Source organism: Streptomyces ortus, assembly GCF_026341275.1.
GTDB lineage: Bacteria > Actinomycetota > Actinomycetes > Streptomycetales > Streptomycetaceae > Streptomyces > Streptomyces ortus.
The window spans coordinates 204,405-226,813 of record NZ_JAIFZO010000001.1; the positions used below are offsets into that span (position 1 = coordinate 204,405).

General features: G+C 70.9%; 18 protein-coding genes and 1 pseudogene. 11 read left to right on the forward strand and 8 right to left on the reverse strand.

Annotation, left to right across the window (positions count from 1 at the left end; genetic code table 11):
- Positions 1 to 35: 35 nt before the first annotated feature.
- The 3 genes from K3769_RS00865 to K3769_RS00875 form a co-directional block, all read right to left on the reverse strand.
- Positions 36 to 719 carry an SDR family NAD(P)-dependent oxidoreductase gene (locus tag K3769_RS00865; RefSeq protein WP_267024463.1) on the reverse strand — a complete coding sequence of 228 codons (684 nt, stop codon included), beginning with the start codon at positions 717 to 719 and terminating at the stop codon, positions 36 to 38.
- 148 nt (positions 720 to 867) lie between these two features.
- Positions 868 to 1,278 carry a (R)-mandelonitrile lyase gene (locus K3769_RS00870; RefSeq protein WP_267024464.1) on the reverse strand — a complete coding sequence of 137 codons (411 nt, stop codon included), beginning with the start codon at positions 1,276 to 1,278 and terminating at the stop codon, positions 868 to 870.
- A 43-nt stretch (positions 1,279 to 1,321) separates the two neighbouring features.
- Positions 1,322 to 2,338: a zinc-dependent alcohol dehydrogenase family protein gene (locus K3769_RS00875; RefSeq protein ID WP_267024465.1), complete on the reverse strand. Its 1,017-nt coding sequence runs from the start codon at positions 2,336 to 2,338 to the stop codon at positions 1,322 to 1,324.
- A gap of 223 nt (positions 2,339 to 2,561) precedes the next feature.
- On the opposite strand from K3769_RS00875, the gene K3769_RS00880 reads away from it, so the two are divergent.
- A complete protein-coding gene (locus K3769_RS00880) occupies positions 2,562 to 3,455 on the forward strand; it encodes a helix-turn-helix transcriptional regulator (RefSeq protein ID WP_267024466.1) in 894 nt (297 codons plus the stop codon).
- Positions 3,456 to 4,182: 727 nt separating this feature from the next.
- On the opposite strand, the gene K3769_RS00885 is transcribed toward K3769_RS00880, so the two are convergent.
- Positions 4,183 to 4,461, reverse strand: a complete 279-nt coding sequence (locus K3769_RS00885; RefSeq protein ID WP_267024795.1) for a TnsA-like heteromeric transposase endonuclease subunit — start codon at positions 4,459 to 4,461, stop codon at positions 4,183 to 4,185.
- Positions 4,462 to 5,048: 587 nt separating this feature from the next.
- Here K3769_RS00885 and K3769_RS00890 point away from each other — a divergent pair.
- Positions 5,049 to 6,737: pseudogene (locus K3769_RS00890) on the forward strand (peptide-N4-asparagine amidase); the annotation flags it as partial.
- A 43-nt stretch (positions 6,738 to 6,780) separates the two neighbouring features.
- Here the strand turns inward: K3769_RS00890 and K3769_RS00895 are convergent.
- Positions 6,781 to 8,247: a Gfo/Idh/MocA family protein gene (locus tag K3769_RS00895; protein WP_267024468.1), complete on the reverse strand. Its 1,467-nt coding sequence runs from the start codon at positions 8,245 to 8,247 to the stop codon at positions 6,781 to 6,783.
- 155 nt (positions 8,248 to 8,402) lie between these two features.
- Positions 8,403 to 8,921, reverse strand: coding sequence for a MarR family winged helix-turn-helix transcriptional regulator (locus K3769_RS00900; protein ID WP_267024469.1), 519 nt, complete (start codon positions 8,919 to 8,921; stop codon positions 8,403 to 8,405).
- A gap of 95 nt (positions 8,922 to 9,016) precedes the next feature.
- Between K3769_RS00900 and K3769_RS00905 the strand changes: the two genes are divergently transcribed.
- Both K3769_RS00905 and mltG read left to right on the forward strand, forming a co-directional pair.
- Positions 9,017 to 10,816 (forward strand): ABC transporter ATP-binding protein, encoded by a 1,800-nt coding sequence (locus tag K3769_RS00905; RefSeq protein WP_267024470.1) that lies wholly within the window; start codon positions 9,017 to 9,019, stop codon positions 10,814 to 10,816.
- A gap of 43 nt (positions 10,817 to 10,859) precedes the next feature.
- A complete protein-coding gene (mltG, locus tag K3769_RS00910) occupies positions 10,860 to 11,708 on the forward strand; it encodes an endolytic transglycosylase MltG (RefSeq protein ID WP_267024471.1) in 849 nt (282 codons plus the stop codon).
- Between the two features lie 137 nt (positions 11,709 to 11,845).
- Here mltG and K3769_RS00915 read toward each other — a convergent pair whose 3' ends face one another.
- A complete protein-coding gene (locus tag K3769_RS00915) occupies positions 11,846 to 12,949 on the reverse strand; it encodes an NAD(P)-binding domain-containing protein (RefSeq protein ID WP_267024796.1) in 1,104 nt (367 codons plus the stop codon).
- Positions 12,950 to 13,116: 167 nt separating this feature from the next.
- Between K3769_RS00915 and K3769_RS00920 the strand changes: the two genes are divergently transcribed.
- From K3769_RS00920 to pgm, 3 genes are all read left to right on the forward strand, one after another.
- Positions 13,117 to 13,539, forward strand: coding sequence for a secondary thiamine-phosphate synthase enzyme YjbQ (locus K3769_RS00920; RefSeq protein ID WP_267024472.1), 423 nt, complete (start codon positions 13,117 to 13,119; stop codon positions 13,537 to 13,539).
- 199 nt (positions 13,540 to 13,738) lie between these two features.
- Entirely contained in the window at positions 13,739 to 14,389 is a 651-nt protein-coding gene (locus tag K3769_RS00925; protein ID WP_267024473.1) for a CHRD domain-containing protein, read from the forward strand.
- Between the two features lie 219 nt (positions 14,390 to 14,608).
- A complete protein-coding gene (gene pgm / locus K3769_RS00930) occupies positions 14,609 to 16,249 on the forward strand; it encodes a phosphoglucomutase (alpha-D-glucose-1,6-bisphosphate-dependent) (RefSeq protein WP_267024474.1) in 1,641 nt (546 codons plus the stop codon).
- Positions 16,250 to 16,332: 83 nt separating this feature from the next.
- Here pgm and K3769_RS00935 read toward each other — a convergent pair whose 3' ends face one another.
- Entirely contained in the window at positions 16,333 to 17,043 is a 711-nt protein-coding gene (locus K3769_RS00935; RefSeq protein ID WP_267024475.1) for a GntR family transcriptional regulator, read from the reverse strand.
- Between the two features lie 90 nt (positions 17,044 to 17,133).
- On the opposite strand from K3769_RS00935, the gene manD reads away from it, so the two are divergent.
- The 4 genes from manD to K3769_RS00955 all read left to right on the forward strand — a co-directional run bounded on the left by manD (position 17,134) and on the right by K3769_RS00955 (position 22,373).
- Entirely contained in the window at positions 17,134 to 18,342 is a 1,209-nt protein-coding gene (gene manD, locus K3769_RS00940) for a D-mannonate dehydratase ManD (RefSeq protein WP_308216242.1), read from the forward strand.
- Positions 18,339 to 19,835, forward strand: a complete 1,497-nt coding sequence (locus tag K3769_RS00945; RefSeq protein ID WP_267024476.1) for a mannitol dehydrogenase family protein — start codon at positions 18,339 to 18,341, stop codon at positions 19,833 to 19,835. The genes manD and K3769_RS00945 overlap by 4 nt, the downstream gene beginning before the upstream one ends.
- Positions 19,836 to 19,929: 94 nt before the next feature.
- Entirely contained in the window at positions 19,930 to 21,324 is a 1,395-nt protein-coding gene (locus tag K3769_RS00950; RefSeq protein WP_267024477.1) for an MFS transporter, read from the forward strand.
- Complete coding sequence (locus tag K3769_RS00955; protein WP_267024478.1) at positions 21,321 to 22,373, forward strand: L-idonate 5-dehydrogenase; 1,053 nt, start codon at positions 21,321 to 21,323, stop codon at positions 22,371 to 22,373. Before K3769_RS00950 ends, K3769_RS00955 begins: the two co-directional genes overlap by 4 nt.
- Positions 22,374 to 22,409 lie beyond the last annotated feature (36 nt).

Below are 22,409 nucleotides of genomic sequence, written 5' to 3' on the forward strand. Positions count from 1 at the left end.
GGCGATGGTGGTCAGGGCCTGGCGAAAGGTGTGGGTCATGGGGTGCTGGCCTGCGGGTCGGGCATGGGCTCGGCGTAGTGGCGAAAACCCTTGCGGTCGGTGTGCAGGCCGTACAGCAGCTCGGCAAGCGCCTCGGGGCTGGAGGTCGCGGAGTCGGGGCTGATCGCGCCGGGGACGATGAGCTGCGCGGCGTGAATGTTCTCCGGTGCGAGCGCGGTGTGGAGCATCGCCGCGTAGGCGCTCTCGGCGGCGAACGCGATCGAGGTGCCGGCCCGGTCGGGGTGCGGGCGTACCGCGCTGGAGCCGTTGACGAACAGCAGCGTGCCCCGGCCCAGCTCCCGCATGCCGGGCAGGACCGTGTTCACGCAGGTGAGTGGCCCTTTGACGGAGAAGGCCAGCGGGTCGTCCAGGTCGGCCGCGGTGGTGTCCAGGACCGGCTTCATGAAGTCGCCCCGGGGCACCGGGCTGAACTGCAGGATCTCGACGGTGCCCAGCGTGTCCGCGGCTTCACGCAGGGCAGCGGCGAGGGAGGCGGGGTCGAGGACGTCGGCGGTGAAGCCGCGGGCGTGGACGTTCTCCCTCGCCAGTTCGGCTGCCAGGTTGTCCTGGTGCTGGGCGCTGCGCGAGAGGAGGGCGACGCTGTGGCCCGCTGTGCCGAAGCGACGGGCGGCAGCCAGACCCAGGCCGGGGCCGGCGCCGACGAGGGCGAAGGTGGTCACGGTAGTTCTCCTCAACAGCGTGGGGGGCGGGCGGGGCGCATCAGGGGGCCCGCGGAAAGAGCGGTGCGATTCGCGAGGGGTGGTTCTGGATGGCGCGCGTTCGTCGACGCCGCGCAGCCCTTGACGACCTGAACCAGGGGGCCCGTGCTCAGCCGGTGGCCGGAGCTGCGGCGTAATCCTCGTCGGTAACAGGGTTCAGCCAGTGCACGACATCGTGATCGTCGTCGCCCTCGTTGATGGCCACGTGGACCATCAGCCGGTTCGGCGCGGCACCGTGCCAGTGCTCCTCATCGGCCTCGAACAGGACGCGGTCGCCGGGCCGGATGACTTCCACCGGTCCGCCACGGCGCTGGCACAGGCCGACGCCTTCGGTGACGAAGACGGTCTGGCCCAGCGGGTGGCGGTGCCAGTGGGTGCGGGCACCGGGCATGAAGTGCACCAGGGACGCGGTGACCCGGGACGGTGAGGGGGCCGCGGCGACGGCGTCGATGTAGACGTCGCCGGTGAACCAGTCCGCCGGACCCTTGACGGTGTCGATCGAGCTGCGGGTGATCTGCACGAAAAGTTCCTTGTACGGGTGGGGGGTACGAGGGACAGGGGGATCAGGGCTTGAGGAGCGTCTTGATGGCGCGGCGCTCGTCCATGGCCTTGTAGCCTTCGGCGACCTGGTCCAGGGGCAGAGTGAGGTCGAAGACCTTGCCCGGGTCGATCCGACCCGACAGGACGCGGTCGATCAGGTCGGGCAGGTAGCGGCGTACCGGGGCGGGCCCGCCGCGCAGGCCGACGTGGGAGAAGAACAGCTCCTGGCCGTCGACGGCCACCCCGTGCGGGACGCCGACGAAGCCGACGTTGCCGCCGGGGCGGGCGGAATGCAGGGCCTGCTGCATGGCCTGGGCGGTGCCGACGCACTCCAGCACGGAGTCCGCGCCGATCCCGCCGGTCATCTCCTTGATCCGGGCGACACCTTCCGCGCCGCGCTCAGTGACGATGTCGGTGGCGCCGAACGCACGGGCGAGCTTCTGCCGGGACGCGTGGCGGGACATGGCGATGATGCGCTCCGCACCCATCTCCTTGGCCGCGATCACGCCGCACAGGCCGACCGCGCCGTCGCCGACGACCACGGCGGTCGCCCCGGGCTCGACCTCGGCGGCGTCGGCTGCCCACCAGCCGGTGCCCAGCACGTCCGAGACGGCCAGAAGCCCCGGCCAGAACCGCTCGTCCGGCACACCGTCGGTGGCCACGAGGGTGCCCTGGGCGTTGGGGATACGGACGTAGTCGGCCTGGCAGGTGGACATGAACTCACGGTTCAGGCAGTTCGACTGAAAACCGTTGCGGCAGTTCGCGCAGGTGTTGTCCGAGGTGGCGAACGAGCCGACGACGAACTGGCCGGGCCGGACCGAGGTTACCTCGGAGCCGACCTCCTCCACGAAGCCGACGTACTCGTGGCCCATCGGATGCGCCGCGTCCGTCGGCTCCGCACCGCGGTACGGCCACAGGTCCGACCCGCACACACAGGTCACCGCCGTGCGGATGATCGCATCGGTCGGCTTCAGAATCTTCGGCTCCTCCAGAGTCTCGAAGCGGATATCACCAGGGGCGTGGATCACTGCGCCGCGCATGAGAGGTTCCTTCGCGTACCGGTTACAGGGTGCGGACCCCGGAGCCTCGGACGGCGGACCGCCCGAGCCGGGCGAGGGCCTGCCCCTTCGCCGCCTTCGCGGCCGGAAGGAGAAGCACCACGCCTTCCAGATAACCCCCTCTTCACGTGCGCAGCGAGTCACTGGCAAGGGGTGTACCGGCAGTACATCCCTATGGCGGCGTGCGGGACGTACCGTCGAAGACATGGACAACCGCGAGGAGGTCCGCGAGTTCCTCACCTCGCGGCGCGCCAAGATCACCCCCGACCAGGCCGGACTGCCCTCCGGATCCCGCCGCCGGGTGCCGGGCCTGCGCCGCAGCGAGGTCGCGGCCCTCTCCGACATGAGCGTCGAGTACTACTCCAAACTGGAACGCGGCAACCTCGCCGGAGTCTCCCCGGCCGTCCTCGAAGCCCTCGCCCGCGCCCTCCAGCTCGATGACGCCGAGCGCGCCCATCTGGTGAACCTCGCCCACGCAGCCGACGGCTCCGACGCCCTTACCCGCCCCCGCCGCCGACGCACCAAGGAGCAGTGGAAGCCGCACCGCAGCCTGCAATGGACCCTGGACGCGATCACCGCCGGACCCGCCTTCGTCCGCAACGGCCGCATGGACATCCTCGCCGCCAACCAGCTCTTCCGCGCCTTCTACACCGACGTCTACGCCACACCCGGCAACCAGCAGAACCTCGCCCGCTTCACCTTCCTCGACTCCGCCGCCCGCCGCTTCTACCCCGGCTGGGACACCTTCGCCGACGTCACCGTCGCCATCGTGCGTGCGGAAGCCGGCCGCAACCCGCACGACAAGGAGCTGCACGACCTGGTCGGCGAGCTGTGCACCCGAAGTGACGAGTTCCGTACCCGGTGGGGTGCGCACAACGTCCGCCACCACGGCACCGGCACCAAGCACTTCCACCACCACGCCGTCGGTGACCTCTCCCTCGCCTTCGAGGGCCTGGACATGGCCGCTGCCCCCGGCCTTACCCTCACCATCTACACCGCCGAACCCGGCTCAGCTTCCGAAGAGAGACTGCGTCTGCTCGCCACCTGGGCCGCCACCCAGGAAACCGCCCCGGACACGAAACGGTCGGCGACCAGCTGACCGTCGACTGGGCCGGCCCCATGGGGCTCGGCAATCTCGGGTGTGCAGCCTGCTGTCCTGGGACGAAGAGGTTGGAGGGCAGCGAGGCTGCTGGCGGTGGCGCCGTTCGGGGGCGTATGTGTCTCAGGTAGTGGCGGATACGGTCATAGGTGACCAAGTAGTCGTGTTGATCGATGAGTTCGGCCCAGATCTGCCTACTGTTGAGCTCTCTGCCGATCATGTCCTCGACCAGTTTCTCGGCCGACCGACCGGCCGTCCGCCAGCCCGACCAGCCCGTCGCGCTGATATCGCCGGCGCCGCTGCTTGACGCCACTGGCCGTCATCCGATGGCCCGCTGCTGTCAGCTCGGCGGCCTTGGCCCGCTCCCGCTCGGCCAGACAGTATTGCCGAGGGTCGAACTCCGGTCGCGGCACTGCCCCGTAGGGAGCATCCGGCGGTAACCCGTGCAGCACTTCCAGGATGTGTCCTTCCCGCCAACGGGCCTGTTCAGCAGCCTTTATAGGGAACTCCGCGATTCGCGCCGTCGGCGGGACCCGACGCTCCTCGCTCGTCATCCGACACTCCCGCCAGCCCGGCGCACGACTGTGCGCGGCCCGAGCAGTTCGATGTCCATCTGCTCGGCCGACAACTCGTGCGCCCATAAAGGGTGGAACAACACGGGCAGCGTCGCGAGCCGGTCGCCAGCCGCATCAGCCCCGGCCATCAGGCCCCGGCTGAGAGAAGACCTTCAGCAGCCGAGTGCGAACAACTCCCGTCGACAGCGTGGATGCCGGTAGCGCGACAGCCACCGGACATTCGTCAGATGCACTGCCCCCGGTGTCCCCACCCGCTCGAACCACCACCCAACTTCCGCGCAGGCCCTGCGCGTCAGTTCGAACGCTTCGGCATCCCGGGGAGCGATCCAGTCGTCGGCACGGACATCGACGACCATCGCCGAGCCGTCGCCCCGACGCACGAAGGAGTCCGGGGCATGCCGACGCTCGCGTTCCCCGTCGTGCCAGTGCAGTCAGAACGGCTGGGACGCCATCCCCACCACAGCAGGATCGAAGTCCATGAGCACCAGCCGGTCCCGCTCCAACCAAGACTCGAAACCGACGTGCTGCCCTGTAGTCGCCGCCCAGTATCACCCGGGGAAATTGCGTCCACCCCACGACCACCGAAACGGCCGGACAGGCACGGCGTCTTCGAACCTGGCCGTCGCGCAGTCAAGCAACGGACGACGCCGCTTACTCCCGCGCTTGTCGTCCACACGACACGACGCCTCCACGTACGGGGTAGTGCTCTCAACTCCTGTCGATACCGACATTCGACACACCTAGCTCGCAGCCCGCGACGGGCAGTACGAGTAGTACGAGCAACAGAGTTACGACGTAGTACTCCTTGTCGCCGAGCGCCAGGACCAGCACGCACAACACCGGGTACGTGCGCAGCAGCCGTAGCGTCCTCCCGTTCCCGTTCCCGTTCCCGATCCGTAGCGCCCCCCGTCGCCAACCGGTCGCACCACGGTGCTGACGAGGCCCGGTCCGGTCGAGGGTCCCGCCTGGGCCCGAGGCAGCGTTGCGGCCCGGGCCGACTCCCCGTAGAACACCGCTCATGAGAAGACGGATCATCATGTCCATGCTCGCCGGAGTGACCCTCGTGGCGAGCACCCTCCTCGGCGCGAACCCGGCCCAGGCCGCCGGGCTCGCCGCCCCGCCGGCCGCCCAGCCCGCATCCCCGCCCGCCGAGTTCGGCACCGACTGGCACGACCCGCTGACCGCCGCCCCGCCCGTCGCCAGGCCCGCCGGTGCGTCGTGCGAAGTGACGGTCGCCGAGGCGCAGTTCCGCGACTTCACGCCGTACAAGGGCACGTACACGCCCCCGCGCGGTTGTGGTGACCGCTGGAGCAAGGTCGTGCTGCGCCTCGACGGCAAGGTCAAGGGGCGGCAGTACGACCGGCTCGGGTATCTGCACGTCGGCGGTGTCGAGGTCTTCCGTACGTCCACTCCGCAGCCCTCGCCCGACGGCATCGCGTGGTCGGTGGAGAAGGATGTCACGCGCTACAGCGACACGTTCCGCGCCGCTCACGACGTCGAGATGCTGATCGGGAACGTCGTCGACGACACCTACACGGGCGTCATCGACGTCAAGGTGACACTGACCTTCTACCCGGCGAACCCGGCGAACCCTGCGGACCAGGCGAACCCGGCGAACTCGGCGGATCCGGCGCGCTCGACCGAGGTGGCCGGGAAGCGGGCCGCCGCCAAGGCCCCCGCGGCCCCCGACCGCGTCCTCACCCTCCAGGACGGCACCCTCACCACACCCCGCAACAGCGAACGCATCGTCGCCGAGGTGTACGCCACGGGATCCGGCGGCGGCTGCGAGGAGTACTGGTATCTGACGGTGCCCGATGCCGCTCCCTACTCCTGCAAGGCCGGTGACGGCCCCTACCGCGAGGTGCGGATAGAGGTCGACGGCAAACTGGCCGGCATCGCCGCGCCGTTCCCCACCGTATGGACCGGAGGCTGGTCCAACCCCTTCCTCTGGTACGTGATCCCGGGCCCCCGCGCCTTCGACATCAAGCCCGTCGAGTACGACCTGACCCCGTTCGCGGGGCTGCTCAACGACGGCCGCCCGCACCGGATCGACGTCTCCGTAGTGGGCGTTCCCGAGGGGCAGAGCGGCTGGAGCACCCCGGTGAACGTCCTCGTGTGGCAGGACGCGAAGAGCAAGCGCGTCACCGGAGAGCTCACCGCCCACAGGAGCGGCGACCTCACGAACTCCGCCACGTACACGCCCGGTTCCGAGCACCGGCTCGACACGGACGCCGGGCACCGGCTGACCGTGTCCGGGTACGTCGACACCTCGCACGGCCGGGTCGTCACCACGATCGACCGTGAGCTGGCCGCTTCCTCCGTGCACCGCTGGACCGACGGAGAGACCACGGACGTGCTCGACGGGACCTGGACCGACGACGAGAAGGTCACCGTGGACGGGCGCGGGCCCGCCGTGACGACCCGTACGGAGCGCACGTACACCATGGACGGCGCCACGACGCTCGGCTCGGGCGACCGGCTGCGGACCGTCCTCTCCCTGGGGGACCGGGCGTCCGTCGTGGAGACCCGCGGCGGGCGGCGCACCGCGTGGTCCCGGCTCGACGACAGCTACACGGGCGACGCGACCTACACCGCCAACGTGCCGCGCGACCAGCGGCACGCCGTCGCCACGACGAGCGAGCGCTACCGGCTGTACGGCTCGGCGGGGTGCTACGACCGGCGCCTGACGACCGTCCAGGGCACCCTCGTCACGCCCACAGCTTCCATGGCCCCCGCAGCCTCCCCCGCCCTCACCCCTCCTGCGGCTTCGGTGAGTCCATGCCCGGCCGTTCCTTCCTCCACAGCCCGCGGGTGAAGTCCGGGATCGCCTGCGGTGCCCCGTGCGCCTTGATCGAGGCGTGGCTCAGCGGCACCGGCGCGGTCCAGGTGGCGGCGTCGTAGACGTCGAAGTCCGGTACCAGGCCGAGGCGGATGGACTGCATCAGCCGGAACAGCATGATGTAGTCCATCCCGCCATGACCGCCGGGCGGGTCGGAGTGCTCCTTCCACAGCCAGTGGTCCCACTCCGCGTACGCCGAGAAGTCGCCCCAGGCGTCGTCCGTGTGGTCCGGCTCGATGTAGATCCGCTCCGGGTAGTCCTCGAAGACTCCCTTCGTACCGCCGAGGCTGTTGATCCGCGAGTACGGATGGGGCGTCGACACATCGTGTTCGAGCCGGATCACCCGCCCCTTGGCGGTCTGTACGAGACTGATGGTCCGGTCGCTCTCGATGTACGTCTCCTTCCAGCTCGGGTCGCCGGGCGGCATGTGTTCCGCGCGGTACTCGGCGAGGCCGAGCGAGGGTGTGCCGAAGCTGGAGATGTGGGTGACGCGGTCGCCGCGGTTGACGTCCATGTAGTTGGCGACCGGACCGAAGCCGTGGTTCGGGTAGAGGTCGCCGCGCAGCCGGGTGTGCCACAGCCGCCGCCAGGGGCCTTCGTAGTAGTCGGGGTCGAACATCAGGCCGCGCAGATCGTGGTTGTAGGCCCCGGCGCCGTGCAGCAGCCGGCCGAACTTCCCCGCGTGCGCCATGCGCAGGACCCGCATCTCGTTGCGGCCGTAGCAGCAGTTCTCCAGCTGCATGCAGTGTCTGCGGGTGCTTTCGGAGAGGTCGACCAGTTCCCACAGCTGGTCGAGCCGCATCGCGATCGGACACTCCACACCGACGTGCTTGCCGTTGAGCAGCGCCGTGCGCGCCATCTCGAAGTGCAGGTCCCAGGGCGTCGCCACGTACACGAAGTCGAGATCGCCGCGGGCGCAGAGAGCGGCGAAGTCGTGCTCGCCCTTGGTGTACGTCGCCGGGGCGGGCTGTCCCGCGGCCACCACCTTGGCCGCGGCTGCCGCGGTCTTGTCCTTGACCGGATCGCACAGCGCGACGACACGGACGCCGTCGAGGGCCAGGAACAGATCGATCATGCCGCCGCCGCGGTTGCCGAGTCCGATGATCCCGACCCGCACGGTGCCGCGTCTCTCGAACGGCACGCCGATCATGGTCCGGCCCCGCGCGGCCGGGCCGGTGTCCACGGGAGCGTCCACCGGCGCCTGGGGTTCGGCGGCGCGGGCCGTTCCCCCGTCGGCGAACACACCGAGCCCCAGGCCCAGGCCCAGTCCCGTTCCGGTGACGCCCGCCGTGCGCAGTACCGAGCGCCGGGAGTGGCCCTCGGGGTTATCGGGGTTCTCGGTGGCTTCGGGTTCCGGTGTCGCGTTCTCGTCGTGCATCGGACCTCCTCGGTGGGGGGAGCGCGGGTTCGCCGCGCTGTCACCCTCCTAGGAGGCGGACCGGTGAGACAAGGGGCGGAAGTGGCCAGGGAGTTGGACTTCCGGCACCGGACCTTTGGACTTCCGTTCGGACTTCCGTGCCCGTCCGGACCCCGTCAGCAGTCGCGCCCCGCCCCTCGGGCGGCGGTCTCGGTATCGGCACCTTCGGCCGGGGCGGAATCGCCGTCCGGGGCGCTGGCACCGTCGACCAGCGTGTCCAGCAGCCCGCCCAGCACCGCGCGCTGCTCGTCGGTGAGGGGCGCCAGGATGTCCTCGGCGGCTGCCCGGCGTGCGCCGTGCAGTTCCCGCAGCACCCGCCCGCCGTCCTCCGTGAGCTCGATGCGGATGACCCGGCGGTTGGTGGGGTCCGGTACGCGCCGTACCTTGCCGCTCGCCTCCAGGCCGTCCACCACGGTGGTCACGGCCCGCGGCACCACCTCGAGCCGCTCGGCCAGATCGGCCATGCGCGGCGGTGAGCCGTAGTGCGCGAGGGTGCGCAGCAGCCGGGACTGGGCCGGCGTGACCCCGAGCCCCCGCGTCTGCAGATGGCGCTTCTGGATGCGGTGCACGCGGCGGGTCAACCGCAGCAGCTGCTCGGCGAGCAGGCCGTCGGTGTCGGCGTCGGGGGTGTCCATGCGGGGAACAATATCAGGACCTAGTTCATTGTGAGGATAGGTAACAATGAGCTATGCTCCGTCAACCTTCTTCTTCTCACATCCGTAGGAGCCCATTGCCCCGCGACGACATCAATTGGACGCCGCCACCCGTCGAGGCAGGACAGCCCCGGCAGGTGCGCCGCATCCTCGCACTCTTCCGACCCTACCGAGGCCGGCTGGCCGTCGTCGGCCTGCTGGTCGGCGCCGCTTCCCTGGTCTCGGTCGCCACACCGTTCCTGCTCAAGGAGATCCTCGACACCGCGATCCCGCAGGGCCGCACGGGCCTGCTGAGCCTGCTCGCACTGGGCATGATCCTCAGCGCCGTACTCGGCGGTGTCTTCGGTGTCCTGCAGACCCTGATCTCCACCACGGTCGGCCAGCGCGTCATGCACGACCTGCGCACGGCCGTCTACGACCGGCTGCAGCGCATGTCGCTCGCCTTCTTCACCAGGACGCGTACCGGCGAGGTCCAGTCGCGCATCGCCAACGACATCGGCGGGATGCAGGCGACGGTCACCTCGACCGCCACCTCGCTGGTCTCCAACCTCACCAGCGTCGTCGCCACGATCGTCGCGATGGTCGCCCTCGACTGGCGGCTGACCGTCGTCTCGCTGCTCCTGCTGCCGGTGTTCGTGTGGATCAGCCGTCGCGTCGGAAACGAACGCAAGAAGATCACCACCCAGCGCCAGAAGCAGATGGCGGTCATGGCCGCCACGGTCACCGAGTCGCTCTCCGTGAGCGGCATCGTGCTCGGCCGCACGATGGGCCGCTCCGACTCCCTCACCCGCTCCTTCGCGGAGGAGTCCGAGAGCCTCGTCGACCTGGAGGTCCGGTCCAACATGGCCGGGCGCTGGCGGATGGCCGTCATCGGCATCGTCATGTCCGCCATGCCGGCCGTCATCTACTGGGCCGCGGGAATGGCCCTCCAGCTCGGCGGCCCCGCGGTCTCCATCGGCACCCTGGTGGCGTTCGTCTCGCTCCAGCAGGGGCTGTTCCGCCCGGCCGTCAGCCTGCTGTCCACCGGCGTCCAGATCCAGGCCTCGCTCGCCCTGTTCCAGCGCATCTTCGAGTACCTGGACCTGCCCATCGACATCACCGAGCCCGAGCGTCCGGTCCACCTCGACCGGGTCAAGGGCGAAGTGCGCTTCGAGGGCGTCGAATTCCGGTACGACGACAAGAGCGGCCCGATCCTCGACGGCATCGACGTCACCGTCCCCGCGGGCAGCAGCCTCGCCGTCGTCGGCCGGACCGGCGCCGGAAAATCCACGCTCAGCCACCTCGTCCCGCGGCTGTACGACGTCACGGGCGGCCGTGTCACCCTCGACGGCGTGGACGTGCGCGACCTCGACTTCGACACCCTCGCGCGCGGCATCGGCGTCGTCTCCCAGGAGACGTACCTCTTCCACGCGACGGTCGCCGACAACCTGCGGTTCGCCAAACCGGACGCCACCGACGAGGAGCTGAGGGCCGCCGCGAAGGCCGCGCAGATCGACGATCACATCATGTCCCTGCCCGACGGGTACGACACGGTGGTGGGGGAGCGCGGACACCGGTTCTCCGGCGGTGAGAAGCAGCGCCTCGCCATCGCCCGCACCGTCCTCCGGGACCCGCCGGTCCTGATCCTCGACGAGGCGACCAGCGCCCTGGACACCCGCACGGAACGAGCCGTGCAGGAGGCCATCGACACGCTGTCGGCCAACCGGACGACCATCACCATCGCGCACCGGCTGTCCACCGTCAGGGGCGCCGACCAGATCGTGGTCCTCGACGGCGGGCGCACCGCGGAACGGGGCACGCACGAGGAACTGTTGGAGCGCGACGGGCAGTACGCCGCCCTGGTCCGCAGGGACGCCCAACTGGAGCCAACAAGATGAAGATATGTCGAGTTTAGGACGATATGCAGGTTAACGTGCCCGCATGCAGAACTACACTCCGCCCACTCCGCCCCGGAGAACGATCCGACTGACGCGTCGGGGCCGGACCGCCCTCATCGTGACCGGCGCCGTCGTGGCGGCAGCCGCCGTGGCGGTGCCGCTGCTGAGCACGGACGACAAGAAGGAGCCCCAGGCCCTGGTGATCCCGGAGGGCTGGCGCACCGGCCAGGTCTACGCGGCCATGGACAAGGCCCTCGCCCTGCCCGCGGGCTCCAGCAAGAAGTCCCTGGACAAGGCCCGCCTCAAGCTGCCGAACGACGCGAGCGGCAACCCCGAGGGCTTCCTCTTCCCGGCGACCTACCCCATCGACAAGAAGTCGACCCCGGTCTCCCTGCTCTCGTACATGGTCGACACGGCGAACAAGAAGTTCGGCGGCGGTACGGTCACGGCCGGGGCCGAGCGCAACGCGATGAACGTCTACCAGACCGTCACCGTGGCGAGCATCGTGCAGGCGGAGGCGGCCACCAAGGCGGACATGGGCAGGGTGGCCCGGGTGATCTACAACCGGCTCGACCGGGGCATGCCGCTGCAGATGGACTCCACCATCAACTACGCGCTCAACCGCAGCACCCTGCGGACCAGCGAGAACGACACCCGGCTGGAAAGCCCGTACAACACGTACGCGCGGATGGGGCTGCCGCCGACGCCGATCGCGAATCCCGGCGAGGAGGCCATGCGTGCCGCGGTCGCGCCGCCCCAGGGCGACTGGCTGTACTTCGTGACGGTCAAGCGGGGCGACACGCGCTTCACGGCCGACTACGAGGAGCACAAGAGGAACGTCGCCGAGTTCAACCGCGCGCACAAGGGCGCCTCGGCGTCCTCATCGGGCTGAGCCGGGCCGCGACCACGGCACGGCAGACGCTGCCGGGGCCCGCCGCGCCCCTCCGGGGGCGCGGAAGACCGGTACGGGAGACGAGATCGCTCTCGTCGTCGCACGGGCGCGGCCGTCCCGTGCACGCGTCCCGCGCGTCAGCCGGCTGTTTCCACCGTGACGGGACCGGCCGGAGCGTCCGACAGCAGCCGCCTGATGTCCCGTACCGCCGCCCGCCCGGCGCGGTTGGCGCCGATGGTGCTCGCCGACGGCCCGTACCCGACCAGATGGATCCGCGGATCGGCGGCCACCCGGGTTCCTTCGATGCGGATGCCCCCGCCGGGCTCGCGCAGCCGCAGCGGGGCCAGATGATCGACCGCCGCGCGGAAGCCGGTCGCCCACAGGATGACGTCCGTGGCCACGCGACGCCCGTCGTCCCACTCCACGCCGTCCGGAGTGATCCGGTCGAACATTGGCAGCCGGACCAGGACCCCGTCCGCGAGACCCTGCCGGATCGCGTCGTTGAGCGGCAGCCCGGTCACCGACACGACACTCCTCGGCGGCAGCCCCTGACGGACCCGCTCCTCCACGAGGGCGACCGCCTCCCGGCCCACGTCCTCGCTGAACGGCCCCTCCCGGAAGACCGGCGGTCGCCGCGTCACCCAGGTGGTTCCGGCCGCGTACGGGGCGATCTCCAGCAGGTGCTGCGTACCGGACGCGCCCCCGCCCACGACGACCACGCGCTGCCCGGCGAAGTCCCGCGGGCCGGCGTACTGGGCGGTGTGCAACTGCCGGCCCCGGAAGGTCTCCTGACCGGGATAGCGCGGCCAGAACGGCCGGTCCCACGTGCCCGTCGCGTTGATCAGCGCCCGCGTGGACCACGTACCGTCCGACGTCTCCACGAGGAGCCGGCCCGCGTCGCCCTCGCGTACGGCCTTCACGTCGACGGGCCGGCGTACGCGCAGGTCGAAGGCGTGCTCGTAGGCGTCGAAGTACTCGGTGACGACGTCGGAGGACGGCCGGTCGGGATCCGCGTCCGTCAGCTCCATGCCGGGCAGCGCGTGCATGCCGTGCACCTTGCCGTACGTCAGGGACGGCCACCTGAACTGCCAGGCGCCGCCCGGCCGCGGCGCGTGGTCCAGGACCACGAAGTCCCGCTCGGGCTCGAAGCCGGTGCGCCGCAGGTGGTAGGCGCTGGACAGACCGGCCTGGCCGGCGCCCACGACGACGACCTCGACTTCCCGTACCTGTTCCCGTGCCAGTTCCCGCGCCAGTTCCCGTGCCCGTTCCTGTACCTGCGCTCCGGTGTCGTTCACGCTTCTACCAACTGTGCGGGCGGCGCGGATCTTCCCGGCCGGGCCGGAACCGCCGTGCCCCCAGCCGGGCCGTCGGCGGGTGTGGATCCCGGTGTACGGGTGAGGATGGGTGCATGTCCGATGTCTTCACCACCCGTGTCCTGAACATCACCTCCGGATCCAGGGAGGCGGTCGTCGACCTCACCCGTGAGTGCGAGGCCTTCCTCCGTGAGGCGGCGGGCGGCCGTGACGGTCTGCTCAACGTCTTCGTGCCGCACGCGACTGCCGGCGTGGCCGTCCTGGAGACGGGGGCGGGCAGCGACGAGGACCTGCTCGCGGCCCTGCACACCCTCCTCCCCGCGGACGACCGCTGGCAGCACCGCCACGGGAGCCCCGGGCACGGCCGCGACCATGTCCTTCCGGCGCTCGTCCCGCCGCACGCCACGCTGCCGGTACTCGCCGGGCGGCTGGAGCTCGGTACGTGGCAGTCGGTGTGCCTGGTCGACACCAACAGGGACAACCCCGACCGCACGGTCCGGCTGAGCTTCCTGGGCTGAGTGGGGCCGGGGGAGCGAGGCCGCTCCGAGGCCCCTCGGGGCGGGCCCGGTGTCCCGGTCGCGTCGCGAGTGATGGGAGGCCGTCTCAGGAATGTCTCAGGCCTGTCATGGGGTGAGGGGTGTCGTCGGGGCATTCCGTGTTGTGGGTGACGGACCGCGCGACAGCCGCGGTCGCAGCACGGGGAAGGTCATCACCGACATGAAGAGCAAGCGCTTTGGAACGATCGCCGTATCCGCCGTCGCGGGGGCGCTTCTGCTGACCGCCTGCAACGGCGAGGACGCCGCGACCGGCACCGGCTCCGCCGCGAGCGCCGGGGCCGGCGGCGGGCACGCGTCGTCCGGCACGGAGCACGCCGGTGCGCGGGGCGTCGGCCAGTGGGAGAAGAACGAGGCGGACGCGGCCTTCTTCGGTTCGGTCCTCACCGGTGCCGACGAGGTCCCCGTCGAAGGCGGCCCCGCGGTGGGGGACAAGGACGGGCACGCGCTCGCCCTGATGCGGATCCAGGGCGACCGGGTGTCCTACGCGTTCACCTTCAGCGGGGTCGGGACGCCGACCCTGGGCCACCTCCACAAGGGGGTCAAGGGTGTCAACGGCGATGTGAAGATCCCCTTCTTCACGAAGAAGCTGGCGGACGGCAAGAAGTTCGTCTTCGGCACGGTCACCGTCGCCGACAAGGACCTGCTCAAGGGCATCAAGGCCAACCCCGGGAACTGGTACTTCAACATCCACACGGGTGAGTTCCCCGGTGGGGCCGTCCGCGGCCAGGCCTACAAGCTTCCCTCCGGTGTCGACGTACCCGACACCATGAACGAGGACACCCTCACCGCCGTCGTCAAGGACGTCGAGTAGTCCGGAGACCGAAAGAGCAGTCCGGACACCGAGAGACGACGAGTGCGCGGGGCGGGGGCCCGGGATGCCGCGAGGCGCCCGGGCCCCCGCCGACCGGGCGCGGAGGACGCCGACATCACGTCTCGTGCGGTGTGCGTCCCGTGGGGCCGGGCAGGGGAGAATGGGTCGGTACGCAACGGCCCCGATGGTCGACCTTGCTGAAGGCTTAAGGAGCGGGACATGCAGGACGCGCGAGCAGGACAGGTCGCCGGACCCGGTGACCTCGTCGATGTGGCCCGCCTGGTCACGGCGTACTACGCGCTGCACCCGGACCCGGCCGAGCCCGGGCAGCGGGTCGCCTTCGGTACCTCGGGGCACCGCGGCTCGTCACTCGCGACGGCGTTCAACGAGGACCACATCGCGGCCACCAGCCAGGCCATCTGCGAGTACCGCACCGCCCAGGGCACCGACGGCCCCCTCTTCCTGGGCGCCGACACCCACGCGCTGTCCGAGCCCGCGCGCGTCACGGCACTCGAGGTGTTCGCCGCCAACGACGTGAGCGTCCTCATCGACCAGGGCGACGGCTACACGCCCACCCCCGCGGTCTCGCACGCCATCCTCACCCACAACCGGGGCCGCACCTCCGGCCTCGCCGACGGTGTGGTGGTCACCCCCTCGCACAACCCGCCCGCCGACGGCGGCTTCAAGTACAACCCGCCGAACGGCGGCCCGGCCGGCTCCGAGGCGACCTCCTGGATCCAGGACCGCGCCAACGAGATCATCACCGCGGGCCTGAAGGACGTACGCCGCATCCCCTGGGCCCGTGCCCTGACCGCGCCCGGCACCGGCCGCCACGACTTCCTCGGCGCCTACGTCGCCGACCTGCCGAGCGTGCTGGACCTGGACGCGATCCGGGCGGCCGGCGTGCGCATCGGCGCCGATCCGCTGGGCGGCGCCTCGGTCGCCTACTGGGGCCGGATCGCCGAGCAGCACCGGCTGGACCTGACGGTGGTCAACCCACTCGCCGACCCCACCTGGCGTTTCATGACGCTGGACTGGGACGGCAAGATCCGGATGGACTGCTCCTCGCCGTACGCCATGGCCTCGCTCATCGAGCAGCGCGACCGGTTCGACATCGCCACCGGCAACGACGCCGACGCCGACCGGCACGGCATCGTCACCCCGGACGGCGGTCTGCTCAACCCCAACCACTACCTGGCCGTGGCGATCTCGTACCTCTTCTCGCACCGCAAGGAGTGGCCCGCCGAGGCAGGGATCGGCAAGACCCTCGTCTCGTCCGGGATGATCGACCGGGTCGCGGCGGACGTCGGCCGGAAGCTGGTCGAAGTCCCCGTCGGATTCAAGTGGTTCGTGGATGGCCTGTCCGACGGGACGCTCGGTTTCGGTGGCGAGGAGTCGGCGGGCGCGTCCTTCCTGCGCCGCGACGGCTCGGTGTGGACCACCGACAAGGACGGCATCATCCTGGCCCTGCTCGCCTCCGAGATCACGGCCGTCACCGGCGAGACGCCCTCCCAGCACTACGCGCGCCTCACCGGGCGCTTCGGCGCCCCCGCCTACGCGCGCATCGACGCCCCGGCCTCCCGCGAGGAGAAGGCGCTGCTCGCGAAGCTGTCCCCGCGCCAGGTCACCGCCGACACCCTGGCGGGCGAGCCGGTCACCTCGGTCCTCACCGAGGCCCCCGGCAACGGCGCAGCCCTCGGCGGGGTCAAGGTCTCCACGGCCAACGCCTGGTTCGCGGCCCGCCCTTCGGGCACCGAGGACGTCTACAAGATCTACGCGGAGTCGTTCTCAGGACCGGATCACCTGCGGCAGATCCAGGAGGAGGCCAGGTCCATGGTGCTCGCGGCCCTGAACACCTGATCCCGGCTGACCACCTGACCCCGGCTGACCACCTGACCCGGGCTGACCACCTGACCCCGGCTCCGGCCGCGTGGGTGTCGCGCTCACTCCCAGACCACGATGTTGCGCCGCACCGGCACGGACGACGCGTCGGTGGCGAACAGTTCGGGGGAGTGCGCGCGGATGCGCTCGATGTCGTCGAAGACGGCCCGCAGATGCGTACGCATGGCCGTGCGGGCGAGCGGCACGTCCCCGCCGGCGATCGCGTCGAAGATCTCCCGGTGCTGGGCGACGAACACGGCCGGCGACACGTTCTCGTGGAGACCGAGGCGGCGGGCCCGGTCCAGGTGGCCCTTGGCGGCGGCGACCGTCGTCCAGACGTTCCCGTGCCCGCTCAGCCGCATCAGACCCTCGTGGAACGCCTCGTCCAGGTCGAAGAACTCCTCCAGGCCGAGGTCCGCCCGCCGCTGCCGGTCGAGGTTGTCCCGCAGCTGTGCCACGACCGCGGGGTCCAGCTCGGCGGGCAGATCGTCCAGTGAGGCCAGTTCCACCGCCTCCCGCAGGAACTGGGCGTCGGCCACCTGACCCGGATCGACCCGGGAGACGAACGATCCGATCTTGGGGAAGACCTGCACCAGCCCCTCCTGGGCCAGCAGGATCAGGCTCTCGCGCACGGGCGTGCGGCTGACGCCCATCGACGCGGCGAGTTCGTTCTCCGAGAGGGCGGCGCCCGGAGCGAGTTCGAGGGTCAGGACCATCTGGCGCAGTTTCAGATAGATGTCGCGCCGGTTCGTCCGCCCGTTCGTTTGAGCCATGGGCCCATCGTACGTAGAACCGCGGCACAAGTATTGCCGCACTGCGATACGGATGCTTGTATACAAGTACTTCACGACCAAGGAGTGCCTGTGAGCAGGATCGAGAGCGTCGAGGTGTTCGTCGCCTCCCCCGGCCGGACCTTCGTCACGCTGCGGATCACCACCACGGACGGGGTGACCGGCCTCGGCGACGCCACGCTCAACGGCAGGGAACTGGCCGTCGCCGGCTATCTGCGCGACCACCTGGTCCCGCTGCTGATCGGCAAGGACCCGTCCCGGATCGAGGACATGTGGCAGTACCTCTACAAGGGTGCCTACTGGCGGCGCGGACCCGTCACGATGACCGCCATCGCCGCCGTCGACACCGCCCTGTGGGACATCCTGGGCAAGACCGCGGGACTGCCCGTCTACAAGCTGCTCGGCGGCCGGTCCCGCGACGGCGTGCTGGTCTACTCGCACGCCAGCGGCACCGACGTGCCCTCGCTCCTCGACGACGTCCAGCGCTATCTGGAGCTGGGCTACAAGGCCGTCCGCGCCCAGGCCGCCGTACCCGAGGTCGGAGGCACGTACGGAGTGCGCAAGGGCAAGGTCTACGAGCCCGCCGCGACCGAGCTGCCCGACGAACAGCCCTGGGACACCGAGGCCTATCTCGACTTCGCCCCCAGGTATCTGGAAGCGGTGCGCGAACGCTTCGGCTTCGGCTTCCATCTCCTGCACGACGTGCACCACCGACTCACCCCGAACGAGGCGGCCCGGTTCGGCAAGAGCGTCGAGGCCTCCCGGCTGTTCTGGATGGAGGACCCGACCCCGGCCGAGAACCAGGAGTCGTTCCGGCTGATCCGGCGGCACACCACGACACCGATCGCGGTCGGCGAAGTGATGAACTCGATCTGGGACGTCCAGCACCTCATCACCGAGCAGCTCATCGACTACGTACGCACCACCGTCGTCCACGCGGGCGGCATCACGCATCTGCGCCGGATCTTCGACCTCGCCGCGCTCCACCAGGTGCGCACCGGCTCCCACGGGGCGACCGACCTCTCGCCGGTGAGCATGGCCGCCGCCGTCCACCTGGACATCGCCGTGCCGAACTTCGGCATCCAGGAGCACATGGGCCACCCCGACGAGACCGCCGAGGTGTTCCGTACGGGGGTGACGTTCGCCGACGGCATGCTGTACCCCTCCGACGAGCCAGGCCTCGGAGTCGAGTACGACGAGAAGGCGGCCGAGCGCTTCCCCTACCGGCGGCGCTACCTCCCGGTCGCCCGTCGGCTCGACGGGTCGGTGCACGACTGGTGAGCGCCGACGACCCGCTGGGCCTGGACCGAGGGGCCCTTCCCCGGCTCGCACCCGCACTGCGGCCCGCCGTCGACCCGGCCGCACTGCGCACCCGTGTCGTCCACTTCGGCCTCGGCGCCTTCCACCGGGCCCACCAGGCCGTGTACACCGAGCAGGCCGCCGCCCGCTCCGGTGAGCCGTGGGGCATCACCGCGGTCGCGCCCCGCTCGGCCGGGACCGTGCGCGCCCTGCGCGACCAGGACTGTCTGTACTCGCTCACCGAACGCCGCCCGGACGGACACCGCACCCGCGTCGTGGGCTCGGTCGTCGGCGCGTTGGCCATGAGCCCGGACGCCGCAGCCGTCGACGCCCTGCTCGCCGATCCCGAGGTGACGGTCGTGACGCTGACCGTGACGGAGAAGGGCTATCACCGTTCGGCGTCGACCGGCGGTCTCGACCTCACGGCCGGGCCCGTCGCCGCCGACCTCGCGGCCGGCCCCGACGGGCCGCTCACCACGGTGGTCGGGCGGCTCGCCGCCGGCCTCGCCGCCCGGATGCGGGCCGGTGCGCCCCCGGTCGCCGTCGTGTCCTGCGACAACATGGCGGGCAACGGCGCCGCCCTGAGCCGGGCCGTCCACGACTTCGTCCGCGCGTCCGCCTGGCCTGACCGCTCGCGGATCCTGGACCGGACGGCCGAAGCCGTCGTCTTCCCCGCGACCGTGGTGGACCGGATCGTGCCCGCCACCGGCGAAGCCGACCTGGCGACGGCCGCCGCCGCGCTCGGCGTCCGGGACGCGCTCGCCGTGACGGCTGAGCCGTACCGTCAGTGGGTCCTGGAGGACTCCTTCACCGCGGCCCGGCCGCCCTGGGAACTCGACGGTGCCCTGTTCGTCCCGGATGTGGCGCCCTACCAGCTCACCAAACTGCGGCTGCTGAACGGCGCCCACTCCGCCCTCGCCCACCTCGGCCTGGCCGCGGGCCTCACCACGATCGCCGAGACCATGGCGACGGACTGGGGCGAGCGTCTCGTCCGGGCGCTGTGCGCGGAGGTGGCCCCCACGCTCCCCGCGGGCGGCCCAGACCCCGTCGCCTACGCCGACGATCTCGTCGTACGTTTCCGCAATCCCGCGATGCGTCATCTGCTGCGGCAGATCGGCTCCGACGCGTCGTTGAAGATCACGGAGCGGTGGCTGCCCGCACTGCGCGAACTGCGCTCCCGCCCCGCGAGAGCGCCGGCCGGCACGGTGACCCCGGTACTGGAACTCGCCCTGGCCGGCTGGGCGCACGGCACCCGCCGGACCTCCGGTTCCCGCGCCTCCGCCGGTTCCGTCGCCCCCTGCGATCCCGCCGCCGAGGCGCTCGCCGCCTGCTGGGGGTCCGCGACCCGGCCCGCCGAGACGGTACGCGCGCTGCTGCGTGTCCTGGGCGCGACGGATCTGGCGGACGACGACACCCTCACGGCGGCCGTCGCGGACCGCCTCCCCGCCCTGGACGCCGGACGCGTCGAGATCTAGCCCCGTACCCGCTCCCGTACCTGCCTTCGTACCCACCCCCGTACCTGCCGCCCGTCCCCCACAGCTTCCTCGGTTCCGAACAACGGAGTTCACGATGAAGGACAGCGTCATAGCCGCTCAGCAGACGCCTTCCGCCCAGCGCAGCACCCGCGATCTGACCCGCGCCGCCGTCTCGGGCTGGCTCGGCACGGCCATGGAGTTCATGGACTTCCAGCTCTACTCGCTGGCCGCCGCGATCGTCTTCAACAAGATCTTCTTCCCGGACGTCAGCCCGGCCATCGGACTGATCGCCGCGATGGCCACCTACGGCGTCGGATACGTCGCCCGGCTCGCCGGAGCCGTCTACTTCGGGCGGATGGGCGACCGGCTCGGCCGCAAGAAGGTCCTCTACATCACCATCCTGTTGATGGGCGCCTCCACCACCCTGATCGGCGCCCTGCCCACCTACGCCACCATCGGCATCCTCGCGCCGATCCTGCTCGTCGCACTGCGGCTGGTGCAGGGCTTCGGCGCGGGCGCCGAGATCGCCGGGGCCACCGTCATGCTGGCCGAGTACGCGCCCGTCAAACGGCGCGGCCTGATCTCCTCGCTGGTGTCGCTCGGCACGAACTCCGGGACGCTCGCCGCGTCCGGCCTGTGGGCCATCCTGCTCGCCGTGCTCAGCGAGGACCAACTGCTCTCCTGGGGATGGCGGTTGCCCTTCCTGCTGAGCTTCGGCCTGATGATCTTCGCGGTCTGGGTGCGCCGCAGCCTCAAGGAGAGCCCGGTCTTCGAGGAGCGCCCCGACGTCGTCGACGGCGTGGCGCTGGCCCGTGACGAGGTCGAGTCCGTGATCGCCACCGCCGACGAGCACCAGGGCAGCGTGCTGGCGGCGGGTATTCGGCAGCGCAAGGGCAAGGCGTTCTTCCTCGCGCTGGGCCTGCGCTTCGGCCAGGCGGGCAACTCCGGCCTGATGCAGACGTTCCTCGTCGGTTACATCGCCACCAACCTCGCGGTCGGCCGGTCCGTACCGACGGACGCGATCGTGTACGGCTCACTGGCGGGCTTCGCCACCGTGCCGCTGATCGGTCTGCTGGGCGACCGCTTCGGACGCCGCTCGGTCTACCTCGCGCTCTCCGCCCTGACCGTCGTCCTCGCCTTCCCGGTCATGCTCCTGATCACCTCGGGATCGACCTCGGGCGTGATGCTCGGCATGGTCCTCGGCCTGAACGTCGGAGTCCTCGGACTGTTCTCGCTGGAAAGCGTCACCATGGCCGAACTCTTCGGCTCCCGCACCCGGTTCACCCAGCTCGCCCTCTCCAAGGAGATCGGCGGCATCCTCGCCACCGCGATCGGCCCGGTCCTCGCGGCCACGCTCACCGCCGTCACCGACAGCTGGTGGCCCATCGCCGCCATGCTCATCGTCTACTCGCTCATCACCTTCGTCAGCGCGTACCTCGCGCCCGAGACTCGCGGACGCGACCTGGTCCGGCTGGAGGACGCCGTATGAGGACGCTCACCCCCTGGATGAGGGCGGTCGTGGTGCACGGTCCCGACGATGTACGCGTCGACGAGCGGGCCCGGCCCGTGCCCGCCGCGGGCGAGGTGCTGCTGGCCGTTGAGTGGGGCGGCATCTGCGGATCCGACATCGCGTACTGGAAGAAGGGGGCCTCCGGCACCGCCTCGCTCGCGCATCCGCTGGTCCTCGGGCACGAGTTCGCCGGCCGGATCGCCGCACTCGGCGACGGAGTCACCGGTCTCGACGTGGGGCGTGCGGTCACCGTCCACCCTGCCCGGCCGGTCGGCGACGGCGTCCTGCCCGAACGGCTGGCCGGCCGGACGAACCTCTACCCGCGCGTCCGCTACTTCGGCTCGGCGGCCTTCGACCCGCACACCGACGGCGGGTTCAGCGAGTACCGCACGGTCCACGCGGACCAGATCCGGCCGCTGCCGCCCGGCGTGAGCACCGAACAGGGCGCCCTCGCCGAGCCGTTGGCCGTCGCGCTGCACGCCGTCGGCCGGGCCCCGGAGCTGCGCGGCCGTACGGTCCTGGTCAACGGCTGCGGTCCGATCGGCTCCCTGGTCGCCGCCGCCGCCCGGTACCGCGGGGCGGGGCGGGTGATCGCCGCGGACCTGTCGCCGTCCTCGCTCTCCGTCGCCCGCGCCATGGGCGCCGACGAGATCCGCGACCTCTCCGCGGGCGAAGGGCTGCCCGAGGACGTGGACGTGGTCTTCGAGGCGTCCGGCGCCCCGGCCGCGCTCGGCCCGGTCCTGCGGGCTACCGCCCGCGGCGGCACCCTCGTCCAGGTCGGCAACCTGCCCGGTACGGCCGCGCCGGCGGCCCTCGGTGACCTGGTGACCCGGGAGATCACGTGGATCGGCTCGTACCGCTTCGTCGAGGAGATCGACGACGCGCTGCGCGCACTCGGGGACGGGCTGGACGTCACGCCGCTGATCACCCACCGCTTCCCGCTGGAACGGGCCGGGGAGGCGCTCGCCGTCGCCGCCGACCCGACCGCCGGAAGCAGCAAGGTCATGCTGCGGCTGCACGCCGACTGAAGCGTGGGCGCCGATCGTCACACCAGCTCTGACAGT

Bases quoted from the DNA above. Each gene is read 5' to 3' on its own strand.
- K3769_RS00935 (WP_267024475.1), bottom strand. From the start codon at position 17,043: ATGGCTCAAACGAACGGGCGGACGAACCGGCGCGACATCTATCTGAAA.
- K3769_RS00875 (WP_267024465.1), bottom strand. From the start codon at position 2,338: ATGCGCGGCGCAGTGATCCACGCCCCTGGTGATATCCGCTTCGAGACT.
- pgm (WP_267024474.1), top strand. From the start codon at position 14,609: ATGCAGGACGCGCGAGCAGGACAGGTCGCCGGACCCGGTGACCTCGTC.
- K3769_RS00925 (WP_267024473.1), top strand. From the start codon at position 13,739: ATGAAGAGCAAGCGCTTTGGAACGATCGCCGTATCCGCCGTCGCGGGG.
- mltG (WP_267024471.1), top strand. From the start codon at position 10,860: ATGCAGAACTACACTCCGCCCACTCCGCCCCGGAGAACGATCCGACTG.
- K3769_RS00900 (WP_267024469.1), bottom strand. From the start codon at position 8,921: ATGGACACCCCCGACGCCGACACCGACGGCCTGCTCGCCGAGCAGCTG.
- K3769_RS00950 (WP_267024477.1), top strand. From the start codon at position 19,930: ATGAAGGACAGCGTCATAGCCGCTCAGCAGACGCCTTCCGCCCAGCGC.
- K3769_RS00920 (WP_267024472.1), top strand. From the start codon at position 13,117: ATGTCCGATGTCTTCACCACCCGTGTCCTGAACATCACCTCCGGATCC.
- K3769_RS00955 (WP_267024478.1), top strand. From the start codon at position 21,321: ATGAGGACGCTCACCCCCTGGATGAGGGCGGTCGTGGTGCACGGTCCC.
- K3769_RS00895 (WP_267024468.1), bottom strand. From the start codon at position 8,247: ATGCACGACGAGAACGCGACACCGGAACCCGAAGCCACCGAGAACCCC.
- K3769_RS00880 (WP_267024466.1), top strand. From the start codon at position 2,562: ATGGACAACCGCGAGGAGGTCCGCGAGTTCCTCACCTCGCGGCGCGCC.